This is a genomic window from Achromobacter sp. RTa (assembly GCF_000757485.1).
GTDB lineage: Bacteria > Pseudomonadota > Gammaproteobacteria > Burkholderiales > Burkholderiaceae_B > Achromobacter.
The window spans coordinates 46,215-65,093 of the sequence record NZ_JPYO01000023.1; the positions used below are offsets into that span (position 1 = coordinate 46,215).

Sequence of the window (18,879 nt, forward strand, 5' to 3'; positions counted from 1 at the left end):
CGTCTAGTGGAAAAGCGTCTGCCCCGATGCTGCCATTTTCACGCTAGATCCTGGAACCGTCGCACATGACTCACCCCGCTGTTTCCGCTCGCTATCGCTTGACCCCTCTGGCCGCGTCGCTGTCGGCCTTGGCCATGCTGAGCGCATTGTCGCTGGGCAGCGCATCCGTTGCGCACGCTTCCGGCGCGTGGTGGGTCGGCGCGGACGTCGCCAAGCAGACGCGTACCCTGCGCCAGAACTCGCCGGGCCTGAGCGCGCAGACGGCGGCCGAACAGCGCCGCCAGGCGACGCAGCAACTGCGCCGTTCGGTCGACAACCTCAATCGCGTGGCCGGCGAAGCGGGCGCCATCGCCCAGGCCCAGGCGCGCCAGACAGCCGCCTGGCAGAAGGAGCGAAATCGCCCGGCGCAGGCCGGCGACTCCCCCGACGGCCTGACGCAGGGCGGCTTGTGGGACAAGGACGCCAACGGTCAGGCGCTGCCCTGGATCGGGGTGTCCGACAAACGCGCCGTGGCCAGCAATGCCCAGGGCAAGACCACGGTGACCATCGAGCAGACCCAGGCCAAGGCGATCGTGGACTGGGACACTTTCAACATCGGCCGCAACACCGAGGTGGTGTTCGATCAGGCGACTTACGCCAACGCGGCCGCCCGCAGCGGCGCGCGAACCGCGCAGTCGGAGTGGGCGGTGCTCAACCGCGTGGTCGGGGCCTCGGCCAAGCCCAGCCAGATCCAGGGGTCGATCCGTGCCGATGGCTCGGTCATGGTGGTCAATCAGAACGGCGTGATCTTCACCGGCAGCAGCCAGGTCAACGCGCGCAACCTGGTGGCGGCGGCGGCCAGGATCAGCAACGACCAGTTCCTCAGCCGCGGCATCTACGGCGCCGACGCCAACACGGCCTCGTTCACCGAAGCCCTGGGCAATGTCTCGGTGCAGGCGGGCGCATTGATTCAGACCCATGAGCCCGCGAGCGTGACGCAGGGTGGTGGCTATGTGCTGCTGATGGGCCAGGAAGTGCGTAATGACGGCGACATCCGCACCCGCAAGGGCCAGACGCAGTTGGCGGCGGGCGACAGCTTCGTGATCCGCAAAGGACTGGTCACCAACAGCACCGATGGCGGCACGACCTATTCGACCACGCGCGGCAATGAAATCGCGCCCAAGGCCGATGCCAATCTCGATCTCGCGCGCGTCGACCCGGCGATTGAGCGTGGCCTGGTGCAGAACACCGGCCTCATCCAGGCCCGCGAAGGCGACATCACCCTTGCCGGCCACGACGTGCGCCAGAACGGCGTGGCGCTGACCACGACCTCGGTCAACGCGCGCGGCACCATCCATTTGCTCAACAGCGCGGGCGACGCGCAAGGCCAGGTCACGCTCGGCAAGGATTCCATCACCGCCATCGTGCTCGAAGACGATGGCCAGTCCGCCTTCGATGGCCAGCGCAATGCCTTGATCGAGGCGTCCGCCACGCTGGACCAGCAGCGGCGGGACATCAGCGGCACCTTCGATAATCTGTCCAAACAGTCCGACCGCCGGGACCAGTCCCGCATCGAGATCGTCTCGGGCCAGAACGTGGATTTCACCGACGGCAGTCTGACGCTGGCTACCGGCGGCCAAGTGGCGGTGAGCGCCGAAGGCAGCGCCACGATCCACGCCGGCGCGGCCGTGGATGTCTCGGGCGCCGTGGGCGTGCAAGTTGCGATGGCCTCGAACAACGTCCAGATCAACATCCAGGGCAACGAGCAGCGCGACGCCTCGGGCAATCGCGAGTCCGGCAATCTGAACAACACCAATGTGTGGGTGGACCGCCGCTACCTGGTGCTGGTGCCGGCCGGTACGGGCGGCTATGAAACCGACCGATGGTATACCCAAGGCGGCCTGCTGGAAGTGGGCGGGTACCTGGGCACCACCGGCCATACCATCGGCGAGTGGATGGCGCAGGGCGGCACGGTCAACTTTGCCGGCGGCGGGGTGACGACGCGAGCGGGCTCGAGCATCAACCTCTCGGGCGGTTCGCTGGACGTGCAAAGCGGCTATCTCAACCAGAGTTGGCTGCGCGGCGGCGACGGCCGTCTCTATACCGTGGATCGCGCGCCGGGCGATCTGCTCTTTCCCGAGGACGCCTCGTACACGGGCTATGAACGCAAGAGCGTGCGCTGGGGGCGCACGGACACCTTCCTCAATCCCTTGATCGCCAAGGCGCAGCGCTGGGAAGAAGGCTACACGGTGGGCCGCGACGCGGGCCGCCTGATCATCGGCACGCGCCAGGCCACGCTGGACGGCGATGTGGAAGCCAAGGCTTTTCAGGGCGTGCGGCAGATCAACGCGCCGCAGTCGCGCCTGGACGGCTATCAGCAGAGCCAGACGGCCGCGCCGCGTCGCGCGGGCCTGATCCTGGGAACCTGGCAGCCGGTGTATGACGAGGCCTCGGGCAATCTGCGTTATACGCCGGGGGCGGTGGCTGACGAGATCGTGCTGGGCATGCCGCGGGATTCGGAGGACGCCGAGGCGGCATCGACGCAAACCGAACCTTCGCGCATCACCCTGAACGCAGACTGGCTCAATGGCCTGGAACTGGGCGAGTTGCGCGCCTACGCGAACGGCGCCGTGCAGGTCGACGGCGCGGTCAAGGTGGCGGCGGGAGGCGAGATCGCGCTGCATGCGACGCAAGTCGACGTCAATGCAGACCTGACCGCGCGCGGCGGCGCCATCACCTTGGGCGACATGGTCGAGCAATACCCCAACGTCAGTTCGGGTTGGCAGGACCTGCCGTTGGCGACGACGGCGCCGGCGGGTTATACGGCGCGTGTGTCGATCGGCGAAGGCGTGACCCTGGACGCGCGCGGCGTCTGGAGCAATCTGCAGCAAGGCGACGGCAATCTCAGCGGTCTGCCGTACATCGACGGCGGTCGCATCGTCGCGCGTAGCAGCGGCGACGTCACCGTCGGCAAGCGCGCGCTGTTGGATGTGTCCTCGGGCGCGGCGCTGCTGGGCGATGACAGTCTGCTGGGAGGCAAGGGCGGCGACATCACGCTGGCCGCCGATGCTTACGCGGCGGCCACCGCCGCCAAGGGAGGGTTGACGCTGCAAGGCGAATTGCGCGGTTACGGCGTCGAAGGCGGTGGCACGCTGACCCTGCAAAATGGCAGCGCCGTCGTGATCGGCGGACTGGTGGCTGGCGCCGACGGCGCCTTGCAGGCAGGCCAGAGCGCGCCGGTGGACCTGGTCACGAGCGAAGACTTCACCATTGCCGAAGGCGCGGTGTTGCCCCTGGACTACCACTCCATCCGCACGCACGCCAATCCTGGCGAGGCGGTGGGCGGCGCGCCAAGAGTGATCGCGAGCGATTCGTCGACCTGGCTGACGGTGGGAGCCGATTGGACCCTGCCCAAGGCCAGCAGTGAAAACGCCTTCTACAGCGTCAACCTGTCGAACGGCCAGTCCCTGAGGGTCGAGGGCTATACCGCCAGCTGGTACGTGCCGCCGACGTTGCCAGCGGGAACGGTCATCACGGGAATCGTCAACCCGGCGAACTTCCCGACCAACTATGTCGTGGACGCCGCGATACATGCCAATGGCATACCGCTTGCGCCCACTCCCGTCGTGATCCCGGCGGGGAATTTGGCGCCCACGGATGTCACCTTCTCGGCCGGAACCTTGATCCGCGCGGGCGCAAGCCTGCCGCGCGCGGTAGCGGTTGAGCCCCTGCTGCTGCTGGATGCCGGCCTTTTCCAGCAGGGGTTCTCGCATTACGCGGTGACGGGCGGCGATGGCTTGGCCGTGGCCAAAGGCGCCGATCTGCGCGTGACCATGCCGGTCTTGCAGGCCGACTTTTCCATCGCGCGCGGCGTGGCCACCGGCGCCGATCCGCAGACGGCGCTGACGATGTGGCTGCCGCCTTTGTTCACCGAAAGCCCGGCGCGAGGCGCGCTGACGCAGCGAGGCGGCGCAAGCCTGACCCTGACCGCCGGCAACGCGCGCAGCACGTTGGAGAATGCCGATGCGCCGCCGCTCGTCATCGCCGAGGGCGCGCGCATCGAGGTCGATCCGGGCAAAAGCATCATGTTGCGGAACAACGGCCAGATAACCATCGACGGTACGCTGCGCGCGGCGGGCGGACGCATCGGCGTCTACGGCCTGGGCGCCGGCGCGCAGGACGTCACGCGTCTCAAGGGGCATGACGGCTCGGTGTGGATCGGGCGCGAGGCGGTGCTGGATGTCGCGGGTCTGGCTCAAAGCGCGCTGGATAGCCAGGGCCGTCGTTACGGCACAGTGCTCGATGGCGGGCGTATCGAGATCGGCGGCGCGTACCAGGCGTACGCCACCGAGGCCGATGCCATCGACAATTTCATCGTCATCCGCGAGGGCGCGCGCCTGGATGCCTCGGGCGCAGCGACGATGCTAGATATGAACGGCAAGGGGGCGATGCTGGTGGCCTCCGGCGGCGGGGCGATCCATCTGGCCAGCTTCAATGGCTTGTACCTGGACGGGGAAATGACGGCCGTCTCGGGCGGCGCGGGCGCGGCCGGCGGCACGCTGTCGCTGGCGCTGGAGTCGCCCAATTACCGCATCGCGGGCAGACCGGCAGATCGCATGCTGGCGCCGCGCGAACTTCAATTGCTGCGGGAACAGACGCCAACGGGCCTGGCGGCCGATCTGAGGCCGGGCCAATCCGATGCCGGGCTGGTCTATGGCCATGGCCGCATAGGCGCCGACCGCATCAAGGAAGGCGGTTTCGACAATCTGTCCTTGCTGGTCAACGGTGTCCTGTCGCTGGAAGGCGGCGTCGATCTGACGCTCGGCCAGGGACTGAACCTGGTCGGCACGGCCTTCGCGTTGGCCGACGGCGCGCCCGCCGGCAGCCGCGTCACGCTGGCCGCGCCCTATGTGCGCCTGGCGGGCGCCTCGCGTCTGGGCAAGGACCAGCACGTCATGCCGACCCTGAACGCACCCACCTCGACCCAAGGCGGCATGGTCGAGCTGGGCGACGCCACGCAGTTGCGCGTGGAAGCCGGCGTGCTGGATGTCATCAACAGGGTTGCGTTCGGCGCCTATGGCTATTCGATGCAGGGCGACAAGGCGCTGGTGTCGCGCCAGGGATTCGAACAGGTGGAACTGCGCAGCAGGAACGATCTGCGGTTCCTGAAGCATACGGTCGGCGACCGTACGTCTCTGACGACCGAAGGCGATCTGCTGCTGGCGGCCAGCCAGATCTATCCGGCCACCGGCGCCCTGGGCGAGGTGATCGCCGGGCGTAGCGGTGCGTTCAACCAATGGGGCTCTTATGAAACCCGCTACGACGCCGCGCGCAGCCTGCGTATCGAACGTAGCGGAGACGGCGCCGCGCCGCCCACGCCGTACTCGGCCTTCGGCACGTTGCGCCTGTATTCGGCCAACATCGATCAGGGCGGCGTGCTGCGCGCGCCGCTGGGTATCCTGGAACTGGGCATCGCCGCGAGCGGCGAACAACCGCCGGGCACGATCACCCTGCGTCCGGGCAGCACCACCTCGGTGAGCGCGGCGGGCCTACTCATGCCTTATGGCGGCACCGTCGATGGCCTGACCTATAACTACGCGGGCTCGGATGCCGTCTATGCCGGCCTGGGCGGCGCCCTGGGCAATGTGAGCCTGACAGGCGACAGCATCGAGGTCCAGTCCGGCGCGCGGATCGATCTGTCCGGCGGCGGCGAGCTGACCGGCGCGGGCTTCTTGACGGGGCGCGGCGGTTCGACCGACGCGCGCCTGAATCCGTTGATGCAGGTGAAGTGGGATGGCAGCGGCTTTGCGCTGCCGTCGCTGTCCAGCAACCCGGTCTACGCCATCGTGCCTGGCGCGCAGCCCGCCGCCGCACCCATCGCGGCGGAGAAGGGCGCGGGCGATCCGATGATCGGTCGGCAGATCACCGTCGGCGACGGCGTACCGGGCCTGGCGGCCGGAACCTATACCTTGTTGCCGTCCACTTATGCATTGCTGCCGGGCGCTTTCCGCGTCGAGTTGAATGGCCGGGCCGTCGGCAACGCCGCGTTCGGCAGTGGCGGGCGTATGCGCAATGCGTCCTACACCACAGCCACCCGCCTGGGTTTCGCCAACACCGGCATTGCCGACGTGCAGACCACCTCGGCGGTGTTGACGCCGGCCGACACGCTGCGCACCTACTCGAACTTCAACGAGACGGGTTACGCGCAGTTCGGCCTGAATTGGGCGCTGCGCGACGGCGCGCCGCGCCCGCAGCTCGAGCGCGATGCGCGGCAGCTGCACCTCACGCCGGGAAGCCGGCTGGATGTCGCCGCCGGCACGGTGGACTTCACCCCTGCCAAGGACGGGCGAGGCGGCGCCGCGGTCCTGAACGGCAGCCGCATCGAGATTCTGGCCGACGGCGCCGCGCCCACCGAAGGCTTTGCGGGCACGTCGGTTCATGCCAGCACGCTCAACAACTTGAAGGCGGCCACCATCAGCATCGGCGGCGCGCCGACATCCACCTTCGTCACGCAGACCGCCAGCGGATTCTCCACTGAAAATTCCTGGCAGGTCGGCCTCGGCAGCGGCACGACCGGCGAGCTCATCCTGCGCCGGGGCGCGATGCTGGAAGCCGGCTCCGTCTTCCTGGTGGTGAGCAACAAGGAACAAGGCCTGACCATCGAGCAGGGCGCAGGCATCAATACGCTGGGACAGGGCAGGGCGGCCTGGGATTCGAACGACGGTTATGTGCTGCGACCAGGACAGGCCGGCGTGCTGGCCGTCACCAACGGTTGGTTGAACCTGACCTCGCCGACGGCTGACGATTACGGCATGAATGGGGCGGGATATCTGCACATCGGCACTTGCGCGGCGGGCGCAAGCTGCGCGGGCGATACCATGCTGTACTCGGAAGGCAGCATTGCCGCCGCGACCAATAAATCGCTTGAACTGGGTGAGTCGGTACGCTACGGAACGCGCAACCTGACGCTGGCCGTGGGCGGCATCAACATCGGCACGACCGCGACGCTCTCGCAGGCCAAGGCCGCGAGCGTCCTGCCTGCCGGTCTTACGCTGAACCAGGACGTGCTCTCGCGCCTGTTGCGGGGCGATACCCGCACCGGAGCGCCGGCGCTGGAGAACCTGGTTCTTACCGCAAGCGACTCGGTCAATTTCTACGGCAGCGTGGATCTCAGTACCATCGACAAGGCGACGGGCAAATCATCGCTCGAGCGCCTGGTGCTGGGCGCGCCGGCCTTCTACGGGCATGGCGGCGCGGGCGACGTGGCCCGCATCGAGACCGGCACGCTGGTCTGGAACGGCGCGACCACGCCTGCCGGCAATGTCATCGCGGGCGGCGCGGGGACGGGCAGCGGCCGCTTTGTGGTCGATGCCCGGACCATCGAGTTCGGCTACGGCCCGTTGAGCCAGCCCGACACCGTGGGTACGCATGAGCGTTTGGCATTGGGCTTTGCCGGCGTGGACCTCAACGCCAGCGAGCGCATCACCGCCAACCATAAGGGCGCGCTGTCGGTCTATCAATCGCAGGGGGCCTGGGATGAGACGGCCAAGGCCTGGACATACAGCGGCGGTGATCTGCGTCTGAACACGCCGCTGCTCACGGGTCAGGCGGGGTCGGTCAACAATATCAAGGCGGGCGGCGCGATCGTGGTGACCGCGCCGGCCGGTTCGGCATCTCCCTTGGCAGACAACGCGACCCTGGCGAATGCGCTGGGCGCGACGCTGGGCCTGGATGCCGGCACGCGCCTGACGCTGAATACCGCCGTGCTGCTGCCCAGCGGCAAATTCACGGCATCGGCGCAGCAGGATGTGGTGCTGGAAGACGGCGCGCAGCTGGACCTGGCCGGGCGTGAACTGCATTTCTTCGACGTCAGCAAGTACAGCTGGGGCGGCGACGTCATTCTCGACAGCCGTCAGGGCAGTGTCGTGCAACATGCCGCGTCGACCGTTGACCTGTCGGCGAAGCAGAACCGCGCGGGCAGGCTGACCGTGCTCGCCCTGGCGGGCACGGCCGACCTGAACGGCACGATGCACGGCGGCAGCACCGGCCATTACGATGCGGGCGGCACGTCCGTGCCATACGCTGCAGGCTACATCGACGTACGAGCGGGGCGAATCGCGGATTTCTCCGGCCTGAACTTGCGCCTGACCGAAGGCGAAGTCTTCGGCGGCCGCAGCTTCCAGCTCAAGCAAGGCGATCTTGTCATCGGCAGCGAACTCAAGGCTCGCGAGATCAATATCTCGGTCGATAACGGCAGCCTGACGGTCAACGGCACGATCGACGCCAGTGGCGAACGCGCCGGCAGCATCCGCCTCGCCGCCAACCAGGGCGTGACGCTTGCCGGCGGCGCCGTGCTCGACGCCAGCGCCAGCGTATTGCGCCGCGACAGCTACGGCCAGGTCATCGAGGCGCCCAACCGCGCCATCGTCGAGATCGACTCGGGCTATGGCCGTCTGACATTGGCCGACGGTGTGCGCATGGACCTTGCCGTGGACGGCGCGAGCGCGAACTACGGTACGGTGACCTTGAATGCCCCGCGCCTGGGCGGCGCCAGCGGCAACGACGTCGACATCGACGCCCGGGGCGCGGTAGTTATTACCGGAGCCAGGTCCATCGCCGTCAACGCCTTCCATTCCTATGACGATGCGCCGGTTGGCACGGACGCCTCCGTCGACGGCCGCAGCTATCAACGCATAGACCAGGCCTACCTGGACGCGAAACACGCCGACAGCATTGCCTTCATCAACAACGCCCTGGCCAACGGCACGCTGATGCAGGGCAAGCTCGCGGGGCTGCGCGGCTATACCGAGCAGTTCCACCTGCGCCCCGGCGTGGAGATCGTCAGCAACGCGGCGGTCAATCCCCATGGGGATCTGCACGTGGATGGCGATATCGATCTCTCGGGCTATCGCTATGCCGGTGTCAACCCGGGCACGCAGCGCACCGGTGTCTACGGTTCGGGCGAAGCCGGCGCTCTGGTGCTGCGCGCCCAGGGCGATCTGACGTTGTTCGGCAGCATTACCGATGGCTTCGATACGACCAGGCTGGGGGTGACGCACGACGACAACGGCTGGGTCCTGCCCGCTGGCCGCATGCCCTTTGGCGGCGATCTCGTCATCCCGCACGGCGGCATGGCGACGCTGGATGCGGGCACGCAATTCGCCAGCGGCCGCACGCTGAACTATGACTTGCCGGTCGATGGCCTGACGCTGCCCGCGGGAACGCGTCTGCCCGTCACCATGCCGCTGGCGCAGAGCTTGACGCTGCCCGCCGGCACGGTGCTGGCCTCGGCGGTGCTGGATGCGTCGGGCAATGTCGTTCACCCCGCGGGCTCGGTGGTGCAAACGCCGCTGACGCTGGACGCTGGCATGCAGCTGGCCGCCGGCTTCCGCCTGCCCGCGCAGGCGCAGATCGGCGCCACGATCTGGCCCAAGGGCGTCGTGCTGCCGGTGGCGATGAAGCTGTCACGGCCGCTGACGCTGGCCAAGGGCGCGCTCGTGCCTTCCGAGACCGATGTAGTGCTGCCAGGCGGCGTCGAGATGGTCAACTTGCGGCCCACCGGCGCCGATGGCACGCAGGGCCGCAATCTTGCGCTGGCGCCGATGCTGCCGGCCGGCTCGCAGTCCTGGGACCTGCGCCTGGTGGCGGGCGCCGATCTGCAGGCCGCGGACACGCGCCTGACCCTGGTGAACACGACGGCCCAGCTCCGCCTGGCGGATCCGCACTTCGGTCTGGGCGCCATGGTGACCGAAGTCCCGGGCACCGGCGGCAAGCCCTCTTATGTATGGGGCGACCTGAGCCAGTTCCAGGCCTTCATGGACATGATGGGGGTCGCGCTCAGCTCGTCGCCGGTATCGGGCGAACCCGTCACGCAGGCGCAGATCGACGAGCTGAAGGCGTTCGGGCTCATCGGTTCGACTCCGGACGAACTGAACGTCTACGGCATGGGAGAGATGGTCAATGTGAAGGCCCCGGGTTTTGCCTGGGCCGACCTGAGCCAGTTCCAGGCCTTCATGGACATGATGGGAGTCTCGCTCAGCACGCCGCCGGTATCGGGCCAGCCTGTCACCCAGGCGCAGATCGACGAGCTGATCGCGTTCGGACTGATCGGTTCGAGTCCCGATGAATTGAATGTCTACGGCATGGGAGAGATGGTCAGCGGGTCGGCCGGCGGTCCGCCGGAGACGGTCACGTCCTATCATCCCGCGCGCCAGCAGCTGTTCAGCGTGCTGCGCACCGGCGCGGGCGATCTGGATCTGGTGTCCGGCGGCGATTTCAATATGACCTCGCTTTACGGCGTCTATACGGCGGGCACGCCGTCGGCCTCGATGGGCGATGCCTATCACCGGGCGCGGGGGCGCTTGAGCGACGGCACGATATTGCGCGCCGAAGGCGCGGGCTTCGAGTCGCTGGTCGATGGCGGCGCCCAAAGCCTGTACGCGGCCTGGTATCCGGAGCACGGCGGCAACGTGCTTCTGCGCGCGCAAGGCGATATCAAGGGCGACCTGATCGGCGGCAACGAGAACTACGGCGATCCTGAGGGTTACAAGTTCTGGAACTCGCGCGAGCAGATTCCCACGGTCACGGTGGGCAGCTGGTTATGGCGCCAGGGCACGGGCAGCATCGGAACCGGGGTCGAAGCCACGCCGGCTTCGTGGTGGATCAATTTCGGCACCTATGTCGCGGGCGATGCCAAAGGCACATACGATGCGTTTGGCTCACGCCTGTTCAACAACGATCCGTTCCTCGTGGGCTTTACCGGCATCGGCACGCTGGGTGGCGGCAATCTGACCGTGGAAGCGGGCGGCGACGCCGGCATCATCGATGCGCGCGGCATTCCTTCGAGCTGGAACCTGCGGGCGCATACGCCGCGCAGCCAGGGCCTGCACCTGGCCGTGGCCGGCACCGGCCGCATCACGCCGGCCGGCGAGCTGGTGCAGACCGGCGGCGGCGATCTCACCCTGCGCCTGGGCGGCGCGCTCAACCCCAACCCGCAATTGCGGCGCAACGAATACGACCTCAACGGCACTTTCGTCAACCTGCGCGGCGCCACGGCGGTCCATGCCGGGGCTGTCGGGGGCGTGAAGGTGAATTACGGCGGCGGACGGGACCAGATGGACTCGCGCCTGGGCAATGTGTATACGGCCGCGGGCGGCGCGGCCAGCGGCGGCCCCATCCTGGTGCTGGGCGACTCGGCCGTCCGTATCGATACGCGCGGTGACCTGGTGCTGGGCGGCGCGGCCGATCCGGGCCGCACGATGCAGCTCAGCGCGACGCCATTCACCTACCAGGGCGCGGCGCATGACGGCGACGGCTGGAGCTGGTTCTCCCTTTGGACGCCGGCCACCGCGATCGATCTGTTGAGCGCGGGCGGCAACCTTACGCCGACCGCGGCCTGGGATGACATCGCGGGCAGTGAGGACGCGCGTTGGGGCAGCGAGGGACATAATCAGTCGGCCAACGGCGACGGCTATTTCTATCCGTCGATCCTGCGCGCGGTTGCGGCCAACGGCAGCCTGTACTACGGCGCCAGCGGAAGCGGCGCGACCGTCGCCGTCCAGGGCCCGGTCCTGCGCTATCGCTACGGCACCGTGCTGGCGCCGTCGCCCGTGGGCAGACAGTTTGTCAACGCCACAGGCAAGGGCGAACTGCAATTGCTGGCGCGGGACTCGATCCTGGGCGCCGGCTATGTGCTCTCGGCCTCCACGGCCGATCCGCTGGCCATGGCCAGCCCCTTCCGTCCGGGGTTTGTCGGCAAGCTGGCCGAGACCGGCGGCGGCCCCTGGGGCGGGAACGCCCTGTTGATCACCAACGCCGCCGCCGAATCGCAGCCCTACAACGACTGGATCACGATCGGGTATAACGGCTCTCCGAACCCCGATGGCGGACGGCGGAATACGGCCGCGCTGTTCACCTTTGGCAGTCCCGCGACCATCGCGGATGCGGTCGCGGGGCGTGCGCCGGCGCGTTATTACGCGGTGCAGGGCGATATCGTCGGCTTGCGCGTCGGCCAGGCGGTGCTGCCCAGTTTCCAGGCGGATTTCGAGCAAGGGCGTTATGAGGCGTCTATCCCGGTGTCGATCCGCGCCGGCCGGGACATTGTCGGGTCCGGCACCACGCTGGGCGGGAAAGACGCCACGGTGGGCGCCGCCAAGGTGGGTAACGCCTCGACGCGCGGCAACCTGATCGCGCACGCCTATGCCGACGAGATATCGGTGGTGGAGGCGGGCCGCGATATCCGTGACAGCAGCTTCTACATCATGGGGACCGGCCTGCTCGATGTGTCGGCGGGCCGTCACGTCTACCTGGGCAACAAGGGCGAAATCAAGAGCCTGGGGCCGATCGGCGGCGGCGCCGCGTCGGGGGATCGCAGCGGCGGCGCCGGTATTTCGGTGTCGGCCGGCATGGGCGAGGGCGTGTATTGGAATGCCTTTGCCGAGCGCTATCTGAATCCGGCCAATCAGGCAGCGCTGGATCTGCCGCTGGCCGACCAGCCGGGCAAGGTCGTGACGGTCTATGGCGGCTCGCTGAAGCTGGCGCAATGGCTGCAAGACGAGTTCGGCTATACCGGCGACGCGTCGGGCGCCGAGGCTTTCCTGGCGCAGAAGCAGACCGAACTGGATGCGGCGCGCGCGGCCGCGCTTGCCGAGGGGCGTACCGCCAGCAGCCGTTCGCTGGCGCGCGAGTTCCAGCGGGAGAGCCAGCTGCATCTGGTGAACTGGTTGAGCGAGCGCTTTGGCGGCGCCAACGGTCTCGCCCTGCATTACGATGCGGCGACCATGGACGCGCGGACCTTCTTCGACGCGCTGCCGGCGGAGCAGCAGCGCGCCTATCTGCGCAATGTCTACTACGCCGAGTTGCGTGAGTCCGGCCGCGAATACAACGAGACCGGGGGCAAGCGCGCCGGCAGCTATCTGCGCGGCCGCGAAGCCATCGCCACGCTGTTCCCCGCGCAGGACGCGCAGGGCAAGGCGTTGAGTCGTGAAGGCGATCTCACCATGTTCAGCAGCGCGATCTATTTCAACGCTGACTACGTGAACAACCCCATCGGGCAGTCACGTCCGCGCGCGGGCGCCAAATACATCACCAAGGCGCAGTGGGAGGCCATGGGCAGCCCCGGCTATAACGTGTCGTTCTATGACGTGTTGGACGCGGGCATCCACACCAACTTCGGCGGCGACATCAACCTCATGACGCCGGGCGGGCGCACGCTGGTCGGCATCGACGGCGGCTTCAATCCGGGGCCCGGTTCGGGCGTGATCACGCAGGGCGACGGCAATATCAACATCTATGCGATGGACAGCATCCTGATGGGCCAGAGCCGCGTCTTCACGACCTTTGGCGGCAGCATCCTGGCCTGGTCGGCGCAGGGCGACATCAACGCCGGTCGTGGCAGCAAGACCAGCATGGTCTACACCCCGCAGCGCCGCGTGTACGACAGCGTCGGCAACATCGCATTGTCGCCGACGGCGCCCAGCACCGGCGCAGGTATCGCGACGCTGAATCCGATCCCGGAGGTTCCGCCGGGCGATATCGATCTGATCGCGCCGCTGGGCACCGTCGACGCGGGCGAAGCGGGTATTCGCGTCTCGGGCGATGTCAATGTGGCCGCCTTGCGCGTGGTCAACGCGGAAAATATCCAGGCGCAGGGCGAGGCCACAGGCATCCCGGTGATCGCCGCGGTCAACGTCGGCGCGCTCACCAGCGCGAGCACGGCGGCCTCGAACGCGGCCTCGGCCGCCTCCGATGCGGCCCAGGGCGCGCGCGCCGCCGCGCAGAAGGCCCTGCCGTCGATCATCAGCGTGCAGATCCTGGGCTTTGGCGATGAACCGCTTCCAGGCGGCGCCCCGGCGCCCGGGCCCACCAGCGCGGTGCCTCCGGCCGGGCAGCAGGCACAGCGCTATACGCCCAACCACATGGTCCAGGTGCTGGCCCGTGGGTCCCATCCGCAAGGCGACGTTTCGAGTCTGACGCCAGACGAGTTGCGGAGTCTGGGGCTGTAAGCCCGATGCGGGGCGCGTGCCCCGCTTCCGCGGATTTCTGCATGAAGTTTTTGTGACATCGAGCACTCCGCTCGATCGCCGTTCGTCTAGGAATGTGTAAATGAGCATGGCAGTTGGTTTGCTGGCGTATCTGCCCCAGCCACGGCCGTCTCCATTCCTAAACCAACCGGTATTGAGTGCGGTTCCATGCATCAGTTGAAAAACGCAGGACAGGGCGTGTGGTTCAAAGTCTTGGGCGCGGCAGTGCTGGCGCTGGGCGTGCAGCCCGGCGCCTACGCCCAGGCTGACGCAGGCGAGGCTGCCGCGCCGCCTTCCAGGCAATCGGACGAGCGCCGCGTCAACATCAGCGAATACATCGTGCGCGGCAACTCAGTGCTCGGCGCGAGCGATATCGAAAAAGCCGTCTACCCATTCCTCGGGCCTGGACGCACGATGTCCGACATCGAGTCGGCCCGTAATGCTTTGCAAGACAGCTATCACCAGAAGGGTTATCAATCCGTGTACGTCGACCTGCCCGAACAGCAGGTGACGGGCGGGGTCGTGATTCTGCAGGTGACCGAGACCAAGGTGGGGCGTTTGCGCGTGGTGGGCGCGCAGCACTACTCGCCGCTGGAGATCCGCGAAGAGGTGCCTGCGCTGCAGGAAGGCGAGGTGCCCAATTTCAACAAGGCGCAAGTCGAGCTGACGGCGCTCAACCGCACGTCCAGCCGCCAGGTCATGCCGCTGGTGCGGGAGGGCAAGTTCCCCGGCACCATGGACGTCGACCTCAAGGTCGAAGATAAAAGTCCCTGGAGCGCCAGCGCGGGCCTGAACAACGATTACAGCGCCGACACCGAAAAGTTGCGCGCCATGTTCACGCTCGGCCATGACAACCTGTGGCAGCGCGGCCATGCTTTCTCGCTGACCTTTTTCACTGCACCCCAGGAACCGTCCAACGCCCGTGTGTGGTCAGGCTCTTACTCCATGCCCCTGTCCGACCGTTGGAGTCTGCAGTTCTCGGGCTACAAGTCCGACAGCGACGTGGCCACCATCGGCGGCACCAACGTGCTGGGCCGCGGCCACTCGTTTGGCGCGATGGCGACCTACAGCATGGAGCCGCTGGGCAATTGGTACAACAGTTTTTCCTTCGGCCTGGACTACAAGGATTTCGACGAGCAGATCCGTTTCGGCGATGACCGCGATCGCGTGCCGCTCAAGTATTTGCCGTTCACGCTGTCGTACGACGGCTATCGCTATACGGAGCTTACGCAGAGCTCGGTCAGCATGAGCGTGGTCGCGGCCTCGCGCAGCATGTTCGGCCTGGGTAGCAGCGCGGAAGACTTCGACTACAAGCGCTACATGGCCAGCCCCAGCTTCGCGCTGTTGCGCGGCGATCTGACCCACACCCAGGACGTCGGACGCGATTGGCAGCTGTTTGCGCGTGGCGGCTTCCAGCTGGCGTCGGGCGCGTTGGTGTCCAACGAGCAATTCTCGGCCGGCGGCGCGACCAGCGTGCGGGGCTACCTGGCTGCGGAACGCGCGGCCGATGAAGGCCTGATGGCGTCGCTCGAATTTCGCACCCCATCGCTGTCCCGCTGGGCCGGTCCGCTCGTGAATGAATGGCGCTTCTTCGCTTTCGCTGACTGGGCATTCCTGCGCCTGCGCGATCCGCTGCCCGAGCAGCAGCATTCTTTTGGACTGGCCAGCGTCGGCCTGGGTACCCGCATACAGGTTTTCGATTGGCTGTACGGCGGCCTGAGCTGGGGCTATGCCCTGCGCGACGGCGACGTCACCAAGAAAAACGATTCGCGCCTCAACTTCAATCTGCGCGCCACCTATTAACCCATACGGATGAAGGCCTTCCGGAGCACGACTACCATGCAACGCTTACTCTTTCTGATGCTGACCCTGGTCGTCAGCGCGTTCCCGCTGACCGCCAAGGCTTGGTGGCAGGCAGATTGGAACTTTCGCAAGCAGATCTCGGTGGATACGACGGCGCAGGCCGGCGCCATCAATGACAACGTGGGCCGCGTGCCGCTGCTGGTGCGCCTGCACACCGCCAACTTCGCCTTCGACGGCGTCAATGAAAACGGCTCGGACCTGCGCTTTGTCGCCAGCGACGACAAGACCGTGCTGAACCATCAGATCGAAAGCTTCGATCCGCTCTTGGGCATGGCGCTGGTCTGGGTCGACATCCCCGAGGTCGTGGGTGCGCAGCGCCAGGATATCTGGATGTACTACGGCAACCAGCAGGCGCCGGCTACTTCCAACGGCCAGTTGGCTTTCGACCCCAACTACACGCTGGTGTACCACTTCAACGGCGCGCCCGACGCGCCGCCGCGCGATTCCACGGCTTACAGCAACCACGCGCAGACCGCGCCGGCCGGTATGGTGGACGGCGTGATCGGTCGCGCCGCGCAGTTTGCCGGCGGCGCGCCGCTGATGCTGCCCGCCAGCCCCTCGATGGCGCTGCCTTCCGCCGGCGCCTTCACTTTCAGCGCCTGGGTGCGCGCCGACCAGCCTGCCGGCACGCAGCTCGTCTATGCCCGTCGCGATAGCGGCAATTCGCTGCTGATCGGCTTGGACAATGGCGTGCCATTCGTCGAGGTCAGCGGCCAGCGCACGCAACCCGGCCAACCGCTATCGCCGGCCGCCTGGCAACACCTGGCCGTGACCGCCGATGGCAGGCAGGCCGTGCTGTACGTCAACGGGCAGCCCGCCGCCACCCTGGGCGTCAGCCTGCCCGCGCTGAACACGGTCGCCGCGATCGGCGGCGACGTGCCCGGGGCCGTGGCGGCGGCTCCTGAGACCGCGCCCGCCGAAGGCGCCGCGGCGACGGCCCCCGGCGCTGACGCGCAAGCCTCCATGCCTGTGACGCCCGCCGTGGTTTACACGCCGTTCATCGGCGCCATCGACGAAATCCGCATCTCCAAGATCGCGCGTCCGGCGGCGGTCATCAGGGCCGACGCGATGGCCCAGGGCGCCGAGTCGCGGCTGGTGGTCTACGGCGCCGACGAAGAGCAGTCGGGCTTCGGCTTTGGCGGGCTGGGCTATCTGCTCAATGCCGTTCCCCTGGACGCCTGGATCGTGATCGCCGTGCTGGTCTTCATGATGATCCAGTCGTGGGTGGTCATGATCTCCAAGAACCGCAAGGTGTCGCGCGTGGAAGAAGGCAATGCCCGGTTCCGCCAGGCTTTCTCCAAGATCGGAAATCGCCTTGAGATGCTGATGGACGACGCTGCGCTGAAGGGCGCTTTGGGCGAGGCTCCGCTGTGGCGTCTGTACGAAGTTGCCGTCAACGAACTGCGCGTACGCCGTGCGCATGGCGCCGACACCTCGTCGATCTCCGGCGCAACCATAGAAGCCATCCGCGCTTCCATGGACGCTGTTCGCACCAGAGAAGTGCAGACGCTGGGTCGCCGCATGGGGGTGCTGTCCAACGCCATCGCCGGCGGCCCGTACATCGGCCTGCTGGGCACGGTGCTGGGGATCATGGTGGTGTTTCTGGGCACCGCCATGGCGGGCGACGTGAACATCAACGCCATCGCGCCGGGCATGGCGGCCGCGCTGCTGGCCACCGCCATGGGGCTGTTCGTCGCGATCCCGGCGCTGTTTGGCTACAACCGGCTGCAGGGTCGCAACAAGGACGTGGGCGCCGACATGCGCGTGTTCGTCGATGAGTTCGTGACCCGCCTGGCCGAGGTACATGGCGAAAGCCAGGTCGACGAAATCGCTCGCGCTGCTTAAGGAGATTCGACATGGCATCCGTGTCCCCGAGCGATGACGATGACGGCGCGCCCGTCGATGGCATCAACATCACGCCGCTGGTCGATGTGCTTATGGTGGTGCTGGTCATGTTCATCCTGACCGCCACCGCCCAGATCTCCGGCATCCAAGTCAAGCTGCCCAAGGCCAGCAGCACGGTGTCACTGGCCCAGCCCAAGACCAAGGCCATTTCCATCAACGAGGCCGGCCAGGTGTTCCTGGACGCCTATCCGGTGACCTTACAGGAGCTGGAAGACCGTCTGCGCACCGAGAAGGCGCTGAATCCGGACTTTCCGATCATCCTGCGCGGCGACGCCGTCGTGCAGTACCAGAAAGTGGTCGAGGTGCTGGATCTGCTGCGCCGTCTCGAACTCTCCCAGGTTGGCCTGGTAACCGGCAAGCCGACCCCTTAGAGCGCGCAACATGTCGTCGAACTTTCCTGATCCAGCCGAACGCAAGGGCAAGCGCCGGGCGGTCCGCATCGCCAAGGGCGTGGGGATCGTAGCGGTGCTGGCCGTGCTGGGCTATTTCGCCTGGCAATGGGCCAACGATATGGCGGGCGTGAAGCGACAGGCGCCGCAGGTGCCCGCGATCATTCCGCTGCCGCCGCCTCCGCCGCCGCCACCGGAGCCCGAACAGCCTCCGCCCGAGCCCGAGACGAAGCCGGAAGAAGTGGTCGAGCCGGAGCCACAGCCCGAGCCCGAGCCGGTGGAAGAAGCGCCCAAGCCCGAGGACAACGCGCCGCCTTCGCCGGCGGACGATCTGGCCGACCCCATGCAGATGGATGCCGATTCGCAGGCGGGCACCGACGCCTTCAACATCGGCGCGGGTCAAGGTCGCGGCATGTCGGGCTCTGGCGGCGGTCGCGCCGGCAACGCCACTTACAGCCAGTACATGGCGTACGCGCTGCAAAAGATCCTGCGCGAGGACGATCGGACCCGCAATCTGATTTTTCGCATGAACGTCGACATCTGGCTGAACCAGACCGGCCAGATCCTGCGCGTCGAGCTGGCCCGTTCCAGCGGCGATGCCGAGATCGACGAAAAAGTGATAACCGCACTGCGCGCCGTGCCCGCCGTGGGCGAACGTCCGCCAGCCTCGATCAGCATGCCCATCCGCGCCTCCTTGTCGGGCCGCCGCCCATCCTGACCGC

The 18,879-nt window shown here is 67.2% G+C and carries 5 protein-coding genes; all 5 read left to right on the forward strand.

Annotated features, from left to right (window positions below):
- Positions 1–65 precede the first annotated feature (65 nt).
- The 5 genes from JL37_RS07870 (at position 66) to JL37_RS07890 (ending at position 18,875) form a co-directional block, all read left to right on the forward strand.
- Entirely contained in the window at positions 66–13,982 is a 13,917-nt protein-coding gene (locus JL37_RS07870) for a filamentous haemagglutinin family protein (protein ID WP_081954999.1), read from the forward strand.
- Positions 13,983–14,168: 186 nt separating this feature from the next.
- Positions 14,169–15,803, forward strand: coding sequence for a ShlB/FhaC/HecB family hemolysin secretion/activation protein (locus JL37_RS07875; RefSeq protein WP_043543121.1), 1,635 nt, complete (start codon positions 14,169–14,171; stop codon positions 15,801–15,803).
- Between the two features lie 36 nt (positions 15,804–15,839).
- Positions 15,840–17,708 carry a DUF2341 domain-containing protein gene (locus tag JL37_RS07880; RefSeq protein WP_043543122.1) on the forward strand — a complete coding sequence of 623 codons (1,869 nt, stop codon included), beginning with the start codon at positions 15,840–15,842 and terminating at the stop codon, positions 17,706–17,708.
- 11 nt (positions 17,709–17,719) lie between these two features.
- Positions 17,720–18,139, forward strand: a complete 420-nt coding sequence (locus JL37_RS07885; RefSeq protein ID WP_043543123.1) for a biopolymer transporter ExbD — start codon at positions 17,720–17,722, stop codon at positions 18,137–18,139.
- Positions 18,140–18,149: 10 nt separating this feature from the next.
- Positions 18,150–18,875 carry an energy transducer TonB gene (locus JL37_RS07890; RefSeq protein WP_043543125.1) on the forward strand — a complete coding sequence of 242 codons (726 nt, stop codon included), beginning with the start codon at positions 18,150–18,152 and terminating at the stop codon, positions 18,873–18,875.
- The last annotated feature ends 4 nt before the right edge of the window (positions 18,876–18,879 follow it).